This window comes from Thiomicrorhabdus indica, from assembly GCF_004293625.1.
Lineage (GTDB): Bacteria > Pseudomonadota > Gammaproteobacteria > Thiomicrospirales > Thiomicrospiraceae > Thiomicrorhabdus > Thiomicrorhabdus indica.
Genome location: NZ_CP033040.1, coordinates 319,302 through 332,806 on the forward strand (window position 1 = coordinate 319,302; position 13,505 = coordinate 332,806).

Annotated in this window: 14 protein-coding genes; 5 read left to right on the forward strand and 9 right to left on the reverse strand. The window is 42.9% G+C overall.

The window, feature by feature from the left end:
* Positions 1–105: 105 nt before the first annotated feature.
* Complete coding sequence (locus tag D9T12_RS01290; protein WP_130536476.1) at positions 106–663, reverse strand: thioredoxin family protein; 558 nt, start codon at positions 661–663, stop codon at positions 106–108.
* Between the two features lie 174 nt (positions 664–837).
* Between D9T12_RS01290 and D9T12_RS01295 the strand changes: the two genes are divergently transcribed.
* On the forward strand, positions 838–1,707 hold the full coding sequence (locus D9T12_RS01295; RefSeq protein WP_130536477.1) for an SMP-30/gluconolactonase/LRE family protein: 870 nt from the start codon (positions 838–840) through the stop codon (positions 1,705–1,707).
* 529 nt (positions 1,708–2,236) lie between these two features.
* On the opposite strand, the gene D9T12_RS01300 is transcribed toward D9T12_RS01295, so the two are convergent.
* Both D9T12_RS01300 and D9T12_RS01305 read right to left on the reverse strand, forming a co-directional pair.
* Positions 2,237–2,845: a superoxide dismutase gene (locus D9T12_RS01300; RefSeq protein WP_130536478.1), complete on the reverse strand. Its 609-nt coding sequence runs from the start codon at positions 2,843–2,845 to the stop codon at positions 2,237–2,239.
* Between the two features lie 191 nt (positions 2,846–3,036).
* Positions 3,037–3,333 carry a YcgL domain-containing protein gene (locus tag D9T12_RS01305; protein WP_130536479.1) on the reverse strand — a complete coding sequence of 99 codons (297 nt, stop codon included), beginning with the start codon at positions 3,331–3,333 and terminating at the stop codon, positions 3,037–3,039.
* Between the two features lie 177 nt (positions 3,334–3,510).
* On the opposite strand from D9T12_RS01305, the gene D9T12_RS01310 reads away from it, so the two are divergent.
* Both D9T12_RS01310 and D9T12_RS01315 read left to right on the forward strand, forming a co-directional pair.
* Complete coding sequence (locus D9T12_RS01310) at positions 3,511–4,473, forward strand: SDR family oxidoreductase (RefSeq protein WP_130536480.1); 963 nt, start codon at positions 3,511–3,513, stop codon at positions 4,471–4,473.
* Positions 4,474–4,556: 83 nt separating this feature from the next.
* Entirely contained in the window at positions 4,557–5,846 is a 1,290-nt protein-coding gene (locus D9T12_RS01315) for a multifunctional CCA addition/repair protein (RefSeq protein WP_130536481.1), read from the forward strand.
* 101 nt (positions 5,847–5,947) lie between these two features.
* Here D9T12_RS01315 and D9T12_RS01320 read toward each other — a convergent pair whose 3' ends face one another.
* Positions 5,948–6,406 carry a hypothetical protein gene (locus D9T12_RS01320; protein ID WP_130536482.1) on the reverse strand — a complete coding sequence of 153 codons (459 nt, stop codon included), beginning with the start codon at positions 6,404–6,406 and terminating at the stop codon, positions 5,948–5,950.
* A gap of 159 nt (positions 6,407–6,565) precedes the next feature.
* Between D9T12_RS01320 and D9T12_RS01325 the strand changes: the two genes are divergently transcribed.
* Positions 6,566–6,901: a DMT family transporter gene (locus tag D9T12_RS01325; RefSeq protein WP_130536483.1), complete on the forward strand. Its 336-nt coding sequence runs from the start codon at positions 6,566–6,568 to the stop codon at positions 6,899–6,901.
* Positions 6,902–6,947: 46 nt separating this feature from the next.
* On the opposite strand, the gene D9T12_RS01330 is transcribed toward D9T12_RS01325, so the two are convergent.
* Genes D9T12_RS01330 through D9T12_RS01345 form a run of 4 tightly spaced genes read right to left on the reverse strand, consistent with a single transcriptional unit; the run spans position 6,948 to position 11,051 of the window.
* The gene (locus D9T12_RS01330; protein ID WP_130536484.1) at positions 6,948–8,270 is read right to left on the reverse strand and encodes a hypothetical protein; all 1,323 of its coding nucleotides are present in this window, start codon (positions 8,268–8,270) and stop codon (positions 6,948–6,950) included.
* Positions 8,271–8,285: 15 nt separating this feature from the next.
* Positions 8,286–9,041: an outer membrane lipoprotein-sorting protein gene (locus D9T12_RS01335; RefSeq protein ID WP_206199116.1), complete on the reverse strand. Its 756-nt coding sequence runs from the start codon at positions 9,039–9,041 to the stop codon at positions 8,286–8,288.
* Between the two features lie 22 nt (positions 9,042–9,063).
* Positions 9,064–10,314: an ABC transporter permease gene (locus D9T12_RS01340; protein ID WP_206199117.1), complete on the reverse strand. Its 1,251-nt coding sequence runs from the start codon at positions 10,312–10,314 to the stop codon at positions 9,064–9,066.
* Positions 10,311–11,051: an ABC transporter ATP-binding protein gene (locus D9T12_RS01345; RefSeq protein ID WP_130536486.1), complete on the reverse strand. Its 741-nt coding sequence runs from the start codon at positions 11,049–11,051 to the stop codon at positions 10,311–10,313. The genes D9T12_RS01340 and D9T12_RS01345 overlap by 4 nt, the downstream gene beginning before the upstream one ends.
* A gap of 330 nt (positions 11,052–11,381) precedes the next feature.
* On the opposite strand from D9T12_RS01345, the gene D9T12_RS01350 reads away from it, so the two are divergent.
* On the forward strand, positions 11,382–12,665 hold the full coding sequence (locus D9T12_RS01350) for a sensor domain-containing diguanylate cyclase (RefSeq protein WP_130536487.1): 1,284 nt from the start codon (positions 11,382–11,384) through the stop codon (positions 12,663–12,665).
* A 51-nt stretch (positions 12,666–12,716) separates the two neighbouring features.
* Here the strand turns inward: D9T12_RS01350 and D9T12_RS01355 are convergent, their stop codons facing one another.
* Entirely contained in the window at positions 12,717–13,289 is a 573-nt protein-coding gene (locus D9T12_RS01355; protein WP_130536488.1) for a Tll0287-like domain-containing protein, read from the reverse strand.
* Positions 13,290–13,505 lie beyond the last annotated feature (216 nt).

Below are 13,505 nucleotides of genomic sequence, written 5' to 3' on the forward strand. Positions count from 1 at the left end.
TTCTAGCGCTGTATCTCTATGATAGGGACAAAAAAGTATGAAGAGTGTCGGGCGACAGTACGAAAGAAAGCCGGTAAAACGTTACCGGCCGGTGACAAATTGGATTTAATTCTTCCACTTAATTGAACAGCCCATGGATGGAATCTGTTCGAGTGGTCCTTGGCCGGTTTGTGCCACTTGTTTCATGGCTTCGAATAAATCTCTGCGAACGCCTTCAGGCGCGGTTTCTTTACGAGATTCATCTAAACGGCCGCGATATTGCAGCTTGAGTTCAGAGTTATAGCCGAAAAAGTCAGGGGTGCAGACTGCGCCGTAAGTCTTCGCCACTTCTTGGGTTTCATCGATGACGTAGGGAAAAGGAAAATCCCATTCGTCAGAGACTTTTTTCATATTTTCAAAACTGTCTTCGGCATATTCATTTGGGTCGTTCGACATAATGGCAATAGCGTTAATACCAAATTCATCACGCAAAATGCGCATGTCTTCAACTAGGCGTTTATGAATGGCTTTGACGTAGGGGCAGTGATTGCAAATGAACATCACTAACAAACCGTTTTCGCCTTTGGCTTTTTCAAGTGTCCAGTTTTGTCCGTCAACACCGGGTAGGTTAAAGTCGATTGCATTGGCATCAAAGTCGCACACTGGCGTAGTTAAACTGACCATTATTTTTTCCTTTTATATAAAAAATTATCAAGAATGATTTTATTGGAAATAAGGCTCAGGCGGCACAGTTTTTCTGAAGTTTGAAGAAGTTGGTTTTGCTTGCTAGAAAACCTATGACCTTTAATCAAAAGAGTCTATGATAATTTTGCAAGTTCAAACAAGAGGAGCGTTAGCATGAAAAAGTTATGGTTAGGAGTATTTTTGTCGGCATTGAGTTTTCAAGTAACTGCTGATTTTACGATTGAAAACGTCGGTTTTTCGACTCCGGAAGCGATGGAATATTCTGCTGTGAATGACCGTTATTTGGTGGCGAATATCAATGGCAGTCCGTTTGGCAAAGACAATAACGGTTTTATTTCGATGGTGAGTCCGGAAGGTAAATTGGAAGCCTTAAAGTGGATTGAAGGCGGTAAAAATGGGGTTGAACTGAATGCGCCTAAAGGAATGGTTGCGATCAAGGATCGATTGTATGTGGCTGATATTGATCATCTGCGCGTGTTTAGTTTACCGGCCGGTAAACTTTTAAAATCGATTCATGTTCCTGATGCTGGATTTTTGAATGGTGTATCGATTGCCAAGCAAGGCGGAGTTTGGGTGACCGACAGTGGTGTCAAAGAAGGTTTTAAACCCAATGGTAAAGATGCGATTTACCATATCTCTGAAGACGGTGAGATTACCACTTTAACCAAAGGCGAAGACCTTGGTCGTCCAAACGGGATTTTGCAACGCGGTGATGAATTGATGATGGTGACCATTTTTAGCGGCGAGGTGCATCACTTTGATTTGAACGGCAAGTTATTGAGAACCGAAAAGCAGCCATTTAATCGTATTGACGGCTTGGTTGAAGATACTAATGGCAACGTAATTTTCTCGAGCTGGAAAGACCAAGGGGCTTCTCAGTGGCAAGAAGGAAAGCCTTTGAAACAACTGTTTTCTGGCATGGAATCTCCGGCAGATTTAGGTGTGGACACCAAGCGCAACCGTTTGTTAATTCCTTCGTTTTTGGGGAATAAAATTTGGGTGAAGGATTTAAGTGATTCTTAAAGCTGTTTAAGGAGACTTTGATTGAATCAGAAGTTTCTTAGGGTCTGTTGACAATTCATAATTAGGCTCTGCTCAAACCATTTTTCGTTCCAGCAAGGCTGAAAGAGCGCGGAATAGTTATTCTATTTGAGCGAATTTCTAACACTGCTGGGGCAAAAATGGCTTGAGCCCCCCGGGTTGCGCTTAAAAATGTCGCACTCTTTGTTGCCTATCGCTTATTTGGAATAACCAAAATACGCTCTGAGCGTCGCGATTGCTGCATTTTTAAGCAGCAACAGAGTCAAGTCTGAATTGTCAACAGACCCAAACCCAAACCCAAGACATAAAAAAACCGAGATAGCAGATGCTTCTCGGTTTTTTATTCTGCAGGTGGAACGTTTCCAGACTGCATGCAGTAAAGAAAACGAGCGAAGGCGCTAAGGTCGAGGCAAAAACTGGCGAAAGAACGGAGTTTACAAAAAATCGTAAATGAGTATCTTGAGCCAGTTTTTAACAAAGAGATGAGCGTTTGCAGCCGTTTTCGACAGCCTTACTTAGCGGCTGAATATAGTTCGCTAACTTTATTCCAGTTAACCACATCCCACCAAGCTTGCATGTAAGCAGGGCGTAGGTTTTGGTAACGTAGGTAGTAAGCGTGTTCCCAAACGTCAAGACCTAAGATAGGCTGACCTTTAACCGCTGCAACATCCATTAGAGGGTTGTCTTGGTTAGGTGTTGAAGAGATTTGCAACTTGCCGTCTGCAGAGACAGATAGCCATGCCCAACCAGAACCGAATTGCGTTGCACCAGCTTTGTTGAACAGTTCTTTCATCGCATCTAGGCTACCGAAAGTCGCGTTAATGTCATCTGCTAGTGCGCCAGTTGGTACGCCCATGCTGTCGCCGGTCATCACTTCCCAGAAGAAAGCGTGGTTCCAGTGGCCACCACCGTTGTTACGAACAGCAGGAGAAATAGATCCTGCGTTGGCAATTAATTCTGCAAGTGATTTGTCAGCGTGTTCAGTGCCGTCAATTGCCGCATTTAGGTTTGTAATGTAAGCATTGTGGTGTTTTGTGTGGTGAATTTCCATCGTGCGAGCATCGATTGAAACTTCTAGTGCATCATAATCATAAGGTAGATCAGGTAGCGTAAATGCCATAATGGTTTCCTCTTAATTTTTCAATGTAGAACGTTTTATACGTTACTTCATTCCCTATCTCAGAAGGTTTGATCGAGGTAGTCAAGTTAGGGAGTGAATTTGTTAATCATGTACCGGCCGGTGAATTATCCAGCCGATGTTTAAAAATCATGAAATTCTATTGTAGTGAGTTTGCGGTCTCAGACAAGTGGTTAATAGATATTGTCGAGCTTTTCTGGTGAAGGTGCATAGTTACTTAATTTTTCGATCTCGGTTGGCGGCATCTGCATGTAAAATCCTTTAGCCTGAATGGCTTCATAGACTTCTTTGGCATCTTCGCGAGCCATTTTCCGATCAGGTGTCAATTCAAAATCTAAAACATGAGTGGGTTCACCAAACATCGTGAGCAGTTCTTTTGGTAATTTTTCAAGCCCACCATCTGTTGGGACAAACAGATACAGTTCTTCTTTTTTTGGGCTGCGAAAAGCGGATACTTGAATCGGTTCCATTGGTAAATCCTTGAGTCATTCTGAACGAAAATTTGCGCGCTATTGTAGCAAAATCAAGGGGTCACTACAGCAGATTCGGTTTTAGGATTGACAGTAAAGCCTGTGGAAAAACTTGACCAATTCTCTGCATTTTCTTATCCTTAGCCGGTTTTGAGTAAATAAATGTGGAACTTTCCTATGTTAGGTAACAAAGTAACTGTATTTGGGGCGACTGGTTATATTGGCCGCGAAGTGGTCAATGAGCTTGCCAATACTGGCTATGAAGTGCGCGTAGTGGTTCGTCGCCCTGAGCGTTTTCGTGAATTTGCGTTATATCCAAATACCAAATTGTTTACTCTTGAGTCGTTTGACGACACGGAAGCTTTGAAGCAATCTATGCAAGATTCTGAGATTGTTTTTAACTTGATCGCCGATCGCTCAACTGGCACGGAAATGATTGATCTCGATGATATGGGGAATGTCGGTAAGCGACTTAAATCTGCGATGGAATCGGCGCATGTGAAGCGTGTACTTAGTTTATCGTTTATCGGTGCAAACAATGATTGTGATAGCCATGAATGGTTAGGTGTTCTTGCAGATTTTGATAACCAAATGCATGCGGTTTCTACCGCAAATGAAACCATTTTTCGTGCAGGGATGTTGATTGGTGAAAACGATCAATCGACCGCTTATTATGTCAAGCAACTTCTGCGATTCCCATTTTTAGCGGTTGCTAATGGTGGTTCTGAAGTTCAGCCTTTGTGGGTGAAAGATTTTGCCAAAGCAATGGTAAGTTCAATTCGTAATGAACAGCTGTTTGGTCAAAAAATTGAAGTGGCTGGCACAGAATTAATGACAGTTAAAGAGCTGGGCGAAAAAGTCGCTGCTATTATGGAACAGGATGATGCGGTCGTTTTCCCAATGTGTAAGCTTAATGCACGATTTATGGCGGCTTTGGGCATTTTGGCTCCGGTTCAGTCAATTCATAAAAGTCAATTGACGTTATTGGCGAATGATGCCACGACGGAGACGGAGTTTTCAGAAGTCTTTGAGATGACTCCGAGTTCGTTGGATTGGGTGATTGCTCAGTATGCGAAGCCAAAGCATCAACGTGAAAAATACAATGATTACCGTAAAAATGCAGGGCGAGATGAAAATTAGATCTTCGTTACTTTGCGAAACATGCTAGTTTTAAAGCCGTCGTATGACGGCTTTTTTGTTTGGACGTTTTTTAGGGAAGTGTTATGGAAACCTATTTAGTTGGCGGAGCGGTTCGAGATGCATTGCTTGGAATCGAGGTCTATGACCGTGATTGGGTTGTGGTGGGTGCCACACCTAAGCAGATGCTTGAGAAAGGTTTTGAGCAGGTTGGTAAAGACTTTCCGGTGTTTTTGCACCCTAAGACTAAAGAAGAACATGCATTGGCGAGAACAGAGCGCAAACAGGGTCGTGGTTATCACGGGTTTGAAGTTTTCGCTGAACCAAGCGTGACCTTAGAAGAGGATTTGATACGTCGTGATTTGACAATCAATGCGATGGCACAAACACCGGCCGGTGAAATTATTGATCCTTACAATGGTCAGCAGGATTTGGAAAACCGGGTGTTACGCCATGTGTCTGATGCGTTTTCTGAAGATCCGCTGCGAGTGCTAAGGGTGGCTCGTTTTGCTGCCAAGCTTGCCCCTTTCGGCTTTAAAGTAGCGCCCGAAACAGTAGCGCTTATGAGGCAAATGGTTGACAGTGGTGAGTTGGAGCAGCTGACGCCTGAGCGAGTATGGCAAGAAGTGGTTAAAGTCTTGAATTCTGTCAAACCCAGTGAGTTTTTTGAGGTTTTGGCGGCTGTTGGTGCCGATAAGGTTTTGTTTCAAGAATTACATGCCTTACATGGCGTGGAGCAACCTGAAAAACATCACCCCGAAGGCGATGTCTGGATTCATACTATGATGGTCTTGGAATCAGCCGGCCGGTTAAGTTCTGACATTGATGTGCGTTTTGCCGCACTCATGCATGATTTGGGTAAAGGCGTGACGCCTAGAGAGCTTTGGCCTAAACATCATGGCCATGAAGCCGCTGGTTTGCCTTTAGTGAAAGCTGTGTGTAAACGCTTTCGGGTGCCGAAAAAGGTTGAGCAGTTTGCACTCAAAGTCACTGAGTATCATGGTTTGATTCACAAGGCATTGAGTCGAGATGCAAGTGGTGAAAAACGCTCAGAACTGAAACCTGAATTAAAGCCCAAGACCTATCACAAGGTTTTGCAAAATTGTGGTGCCTATAAAGATGCCGCGACCTTTGAAAAAATTCTCACAGCTTGTATGGCGGATGCTCGTGGGCGTTTAGGGTTTGAGTCTGTGGGTTATCCGCAAAAAGATTTTTGGATGAGATTATTGCGAGCCGCAGATCAAGTGGATAATCAAGAAATTATTGCTCAGGGTTTCAAAGGCAAAGAAATTGCCGAGCAGATTGAAAGGGGCAAAATAAATAATATTCGTGCATTTATCCAAAGCTTGGATAGTGACTCTTTATTGTCTGATTAATGTTACCGGCCGGTATCTTTTGGGTGGCAAAATTTTAGGAATAAAAAAACCGCGAATGGAAAAACCATTCGCGGCAATTTCTAGCATTAAGCTGAGTTTTGTTATTTTGCTAGCTTCACGAGCTGAGCGTATTGGTCAGCGGATAGCACTTTACCCATCATTTGATGACAACGTAGTTTTTGGTTTAGTATCGTTTGGCGAAGTGCAATGCTTTTTTGGCCAAGCTTTTGTGCTTCATTTAAGTCCCCGGTCAATGAAGCGGCTGCCGCTTGTTTTTCAAGTTTGACGACATTTTTCATATCCTCACGCTGGCTTGGCGAATTTTCAGCGTGATAATTCTTCAGTGTTTGAATTTGTTCGTTGCTCAAATTCAATGCGCTTTGGTTTTTCATCGCAACTGCCATTAGGGTTGGCATAAAGTTGCTGTGCTTAACTGCGTATTTGAATTCAGCATCTTGTCCCATACCCATACCTTGACCGTTACCGGCTTGAATAGGTGCTGTGAATGCTAAAGTCACTGATGTTAAACCAATGGCGGTTAACTGAGTTATTTTATTCATTCGATAAGTCTCCAAGGTTGCGCAAGAGTTTGTTAAGATTCTTAAGAAAGTTTAATGATTAATTCTATTAAGTCAATATTTATAAAACTTATAAGTTGTATATTTAATTTGGTTAATGTGGCTAAATAAATATGAATTCAGAGTGTGCAGGGGAATAAAGTGAAAGTCTGGTTGTTTTTATTGATTGCTGTGGTCGCTGAGGTCATTGCGACTTCGGCATTAAAAGCTACAGAGGGATTTACGCAATGGAAACCGAGTATCTTGGTGGTGATTGGTTATAGTGTCGCGTTTTTCTTTTTGGCATTAAGTTTGAAACAGATTCCGGTTGGTATTGCGTATGCAGTGTGGGCCGGCTTGGGAATCGTGTTGATTGCACTCATCGGCTGGTGGTTTTTCAATCAAGCATTGGATGCAGCCGCCTTAATTGGTATTGGGCTGATCTTGGCTGGTGTGTTGGTCATTAATTTGTTTTCAAACAGTACAGGTCACTCATAAGATTTGTGAGAAGTGTCTCCTTAGGTTTACTGTCAAGTGAGTGGCGTTAGAAATTGGGCTGAAAGAAGTATCGCCAACGTAATTCGAGTTTGGCATCATTCAGCTTTTCGCCGTATTCAGTCAGTTTAGAGCCATTTAGCAGACTTGCTCGGAGCCGCCATTCTTGATTTTTAACACCTGAATGGCTTAGTTCTGCTGTCCAAGCACTGCTACCATCGTCTGGATTAATCAGCCCCCAGAGTGCTGCATTTAGATACAAAATATCGAGCCAGTCTTTAGTGCTTGCTTTTATATAAACACTGTTTTGCGCAGTGTCGGTGCCGAGCAACCCTGCGGACTTTGCTTGTTTGGCGAGAGTCAAATTTTCAGGTTGAGTACTGTTAGCCAGTTGGTAGAGTTGTTTCATTGTTGATGGCGTGGGTTTATTTGGTTGATATCGCCATTCGAAAATCCAGGTAACTTCATTTTGAGTGAGGTATCGAAAGCCGAGTAAGGTTTGAATTTCCGATTTTTCACTGAGTTTTATGGAGTCTGTTAGCAGTTCTGGCGTGAGTTGATTGGGTCGATAGCTGATGTCGCCGTGCCATTCAAATTCAGGGCTTAAATTGCTGGCAAAGCTAAAACCAATATCGGTTTGAGTTTGTTGTGAATGCCGCCAATAAAAGTCTAGATCGGTCGTACCGATGAGTCCTGAAAATTTGCCTGCTAATAGCCAGTTGTCGGAGGGCAGGAATTCCTTGTGATTAATCTCTGAAGTGATGGGGATTAAATGAATGCTTGCACTGGCCGATTGCAGTGAACTGTTTAAGCTTTTCGTCCATTGCGTACTGAGTTGAGTAAAACCTTCTCGGTTGAGTTCAGGGTCGTCGGGATTTTTTGGGCGTTCAATAAAACCCACTGGATTCCATGCATAGCCTTTACCCCATTTTTCGGCAATTTTTCCTGCTTTAAACTGCCAATTTGAATTGAGTTGGGTTTGCCAGTAGAGTTCCTGAAACTGATGCTGGCTTTGGAAGTTTACATTGGGTAAATCGTTTTTTGTCCCGAGTGACAAACTGCGAAAATAGGCGCTGCTTTGCTCCCAGCGGTAAAGCCCATTGAGTTCGAGTTCACTTGCAAGGCTGTTCACAGAGTTTACCGGCCGGTCAAAAGTCATTTGACTGAATACGGAGTTTGAGTTGATTTGTTGGTGGCTTGAGAGTAAATCAAAGTGTCCGTAGAGCTCATAAGGTGCTTTTTGATAAGCGCTTACATCGAAGCTAAACTCTTCTGCCAAACTTGTGTTGGTTGTGCAAACTCCAAACCCTAGCGTAAGCCATAAAAAAGACCGGCCGGTGGATAAGTTGATGAGATTGCAAAGGTTACGCACAAAGTTATCCACAGTTTATTGTCGTAATTCACCGATTCGTGACATAAATTCTAAGCTAAAGACTTCCGGTGCAAAATTGCGCGACTTTAAGCCGTCAAACAGCATCACGGATTTAAAACCTTTGTAAAGAGGGCTGTCAGTTTCCAGTTGTGCAGGGCGTAAGTAGCCATTTCCAAAATCTTTGAGCTTGCTGTAATGCAAGGTTTTTATCAGCATTCCGCTAGCAGAATAAGCTTCAATCTTCATAGGGACTTTATGGGTTTTATCGACCTGCATAATGAGTTGATCGTAGGCAACGGAACGGTTTTTTGCTTTCAAAGTTAAAACCAAATGGTCACCGGTTTCTTGTAGGTCAACCGCGTTATATTCCACGCTGTAATCCAGTTGCAAGATGTCAGAATTATTAAAGACACCTCCGACAACGGATTGTAGACTGGTTATGCGTAAAGGCTTGCCAACATTGGGAATGTACAACCACATATTTTCACCGACACGTAATGTTGTGCGTCCTCGTTCGCTTGCTGGATCTAGGAACAGCGCGGCAACTTTATCTTTGTCATGTTTGACGGTGTACAACACAAACTCTTTACGTTTTCCATTTGGTTCAATGTTGATGAGTTTGCGGTACATTTCATAACTTTCCGGCTGTAAGCGTTCATCAATGGTCTGTAACAGTTGTTGCGCTTGTGCAAGAGAGTCACCGGCCGGTAAGGTTTGCGAAAAAACCGGTAGAGAGAAGGTTGTCAATAGCATCAATAGTAGGGGTTTCATTAAGGTTCTCATTGGTTGAACGTTAGACTTGTCGTAATGCGTCGACTGGGTTTAAACGAGAGGCTTTCCAGGCAGGTTGTAAACTCGCCAGAACTGCGGCACTCAGTACAATCACTGAGGCAAAAATTACGTCTTTCCAAAGCAAAACAGGCTCCAGAATTAAACCGGTTTGGCGACCAAAGGAAAAGCTTATTTGCGCTTGGTTCAAAAGATAAATGCTGATAGCACTCAGCATTAGCCCAAAAGCCACCCCGACCAAACCTAAAAGAACACCTTCGGTTAAAAATAGTTGCAGAATTCGATTAGGTGGTGTTCCCATCGCGGCCAAAGTGCCAATTTCTCGAATACGTTCGTAGACCGCCATAATCATGACATTCATTACGCTGATTAACACGATAGCTGCGAGCATGATTTTGATAAACAGCGTCATTAAATCGATCATATTGGCAATATTTGAAAATGGTGAGAGTTTTTCCCAGTCATGGATCTCAAAGGCAGGTTTTCCTTGTTGATTGGTCAAGCTGCCCAGTGTGGATTTAAGTGCTTTCATGACGGGTTTTTCATTTTGTGGTGCGGCTAAGCGGATGGCAATTTCACTGATTTCATTGGATTCTAGTCTAAGCAGTGCTTGAGCGTCTTCAAGATGAATGTAGCCATCGCGGCCGCCTGGACCAGAGAGACCTTCTAAAATGCCATGCACTGTAAAATTCATACCATTAACTGAGCCGTCACGATTGGTGGCCACCAAAACGATTGCGTCTCCGACCTTGACTTTCATGCCTTTGGCAATCAGTTCAGGTAATAAAATGCTGCCAGGCTCGACTAAGTTTTCTGGCTTGTCACCAATAATGCGGCTGGGCAGCTCTGGACAGGTTTGGAGTTCTTTTTCCGGCAAAATTCCATTTAAACGTAGGTTGGTGGTTTCATTAAAGTTGCTGAACATGGCGCCAAACTTTAAACGGGGTGACCAAGCTACGATTTTGCCTTGTTCGTTTAGAGTGTTTAATTCAGCTTCCGCTTTTTCGACCATTTTGGGCTTCATATTCATGGTTAAAGGCAAGCTATCGATAGACGATACATAGCCTTTTTTATGAATTTGTATGTGGCCGATCATGGAGTCAGTAATCTGCCCAATCATCATTTGTTTAAAAGACCCCGCGGTACTGGTGAATAGCAACATGGCCATGACACCAAGAGTAATCAGCGCCGTGGTCAGTAGCGTACGTCTTTGGTAGCGCCAAAGGTTGCGCATTGCAATCATTAAGAGTTTCACAATGATTTCTCCTCTTGTTGCAGTGCGTTCGAATCGATTTTACCGGCCGGTGAGGTTTGGTGTTCTTGGCGAAGTTTTCCGTCTTCCAGAATGAACAGGGTTTCGGCGGCATTCATGATTTTTGAGTCATGCGTTGAAAAAATAAAAGTGGTGCCGAATTCATCACGCATTTGCTTCATCAGCTCAATGATTCGATAAGCTGTTGCATGATCGAGGTTGGCGGTCGGTTCGTCTGCTAGGACTAATTTGGGTTTGGAGGCTAAAGCTCGTGCAATAGCGACGCGTTGCTTTTGTCCACCGGAAAGTTGTGAAGGATATTTGTTGGCCTGTTCATGAATGCCCACAGCTTTCATTAAGGCCTGTACGCGTTCCTGTCGCTCCGGTTTTGGCCAGTTTTGAACCATTAGCAATGGATATTCGATATTTTCATAGACGCTTAGCACAGGAATCAGGTTGAAATCTTGAAAGATAAATCCAATTGTTTCGCCACGAAACTGAGCCGCTTGTTCCCGATTTAACCGGCCGGTATCGGTTTGCGCCACAATGAGTTCACCAGAGGTGGGCTGGTCAAGACAGCCAATCATATTGAGTAGCGTGCTTTTGCCGCTTCCAGATGGACCGACAAACGAGACAAAAGCCCCTTCGGGAATGTCGAAGTCGACAGACTGAATGGCTGTGAGCATTTGATCACCGGCGGGGTAGTTTTTGCAGAGCGCGGTAGCACGAACAATCGACATGGGAATGGCCTATTTGAATTAGTAAAAATAGTTATGTCATTAAATCATTGGATCTTTTGCAGACAAAGCATTTTTTGTTTCGGTGTTAAAATTTTTGAAAGATTTGCAATATTTTTGAGCCAAGTTTTTAGCGTTTTTTCCTAAATTTACCTTATTTAAGTTAAGGGTTTGATATAGTGATTCACACCTTATTGTTTGATTTTTATTGACAATCAAGATAAGTACTGCGAAATTAAAATCCAAAATTGGAGGCTTAGCTAATCATTTTTTTATGATGGTCTAGTTGTATTGCTAAATGAGAGTTGTAATTATTACTTATGTGTCATTGATATGAATTCTGTCCAATTCAGCTCTGAAAGAGAGTTGCCTAGTCATTTAAATCTATTTCAGCAGATGGCCGATGCGGTGTATTTGCTCGACCCTAAAACATCTAATGTACTTTGGTGTAATCGTATTGCTTATGAAGAATTAGGTTATTCAGAAGATGAGGTTCTGAATCACTCTGTTTTGAGTTTGCAAAAAGACGTTAAGGGTGCTCCACAATGGTCAGAGATTGCCACGGTTATCCGTTCAAAAAATGTTTTTACATTTGTGGGGCGTCATCTTCATAAGGATGGTTATGAGATTCCTGTTGAGGTAAATACCACGCATTTTTGGGTGGATGGGCATGAGTATTTTTTATCGGTTGCACGCAACATTAGTAATAGAGTCGCCTTTGAAAAAGATTTTCAAGAGCGTGATGGGCGTATTCGATATGCATTGCATGAAGTCTCCGATGGGCTTTGGGAGTGGGAGTTGGAAAGTGATTATGTGTTTTTCAGTCCACAATTGAAAAAGATGCTTGGTTATGGTCCAGATGAAATGACTCCGCATGTTGATACTTGGAAAAGCAAGGTTCATCCCGATGATGTCGAGAAAGTGATTACTATTTTGTCAGATCATATAAAAGGAAAACGCCCAGCTTACCAAGCGGAATATAGGCTTCGTAATCGTAATGGCCACTATATTTGGGTGCACGATGCCGGCAAAGTTTGCGAAAGAAATGATGAAAATCAACCTACGCATGTGATTGGTATGGTGCGTAATATCAGTGATCACAAAAAGGTTCAAACGCAATTGGAAAGCCTCGCTCATGAAGATGTTTTAACAGGGCTTCCGAATCGACGACATGGTGAGCGTTCAGCCCAAAAGGCGCTAAAAAAAGCTTGTGATAAAAAGGTACCTCTGACATTAGCCGTGATTGATTTGGATTTCTTTAAACGTATTAATGATTTGTATGGGCATGCCAAGGGCGATGAGATTTTAGTGTTTATTGCGCAGTTATTGAATTCGGCCAGACCTAAAAAATCGTTTTTGTATCGCTGGGGTGGTGAAGAGTTTGTATTGATTTTGCCAAGTTATAACCTTGAGGCTGTACAGGAAGTTTTGGAGGGGGTACATCAAGTCATCGCCCAGGCGGATTGGACTGGCCTTGGAGTTGAGCCGGTGACTCTTAGTATTGGCGCCGTTGAATGCAGTCAAGCGAATGTTGAATTCAATGAATGTTTTAAACTGGCGGATCTTGCGGTCTACCAAGCCAAGGCAAATGGTAGAAATCAAACTGTACTCGCTTAATTCCTACCAAGTTTTAATGTGGGACTATTTTAGGCGTTAGATTTTCCGGATTTAGTTTGCCGGCTTCTGAAAGCTGAACGCTCCACGAATCTGTCCTTCTTGATAGCCTGTCGCTTTATCCTTCGGATAAAGTTCAGCGAGTTTTGCTTTAACACCTTGCGGAATTTTTTGCTCGCTCCCATGACAAGTTAAACACAGCCCTGCGGTTGGCACTGCTTTCATATAGCGAGTTACTGCTTGGTTGCCGGTCTTAACGATTTCAAATTTTTCCAGTTTTTTAGGGTCTGCACCTGAGGCCAGTTGCTCGTCGAACCATTTTAAAGTGGCGGTTTCCCATGTGTCCGGTGTTGCGCTTGCCCCACGAGGTTTTAGGCTCACTCGGTTCACTTGCCAAGGAGCGTGTGTGGCGCTCAAATCTTGTGCGATGGCAGGTGCTTTGGTATTGCAAACATCAATTGCTGCTACTGGACCGCCTGATTTCATTGCTCCTTTTAAAGCGGGCACTAACTGTCCGCCAAACTCTTTGACGATGCTTCGGGCTTCTTGATGGTCGGCACTGATGTTCTGTGCTTGTACGCTCATTGCCATTGAACTTATTAATGTTGCCAAGATAACTTTTTTCATGGATCTGCCTTTTTGGTTAGTTTAATTTATATATTAATAAATTTAATGAGCTAATGATAACAATGGCTTATAAGCGGTGCAAATGGTAATTTTCTTGTTCTCTATACGAGTAGAGAGGTTATTGTCAAACTGTCTTCAAGTTTTCAGTTTTGGAATGCGCAAAATATGCAACCAGTTTGAAGAATGCAAAATAAGCCCAGAGTTGTGTTTGCTTAA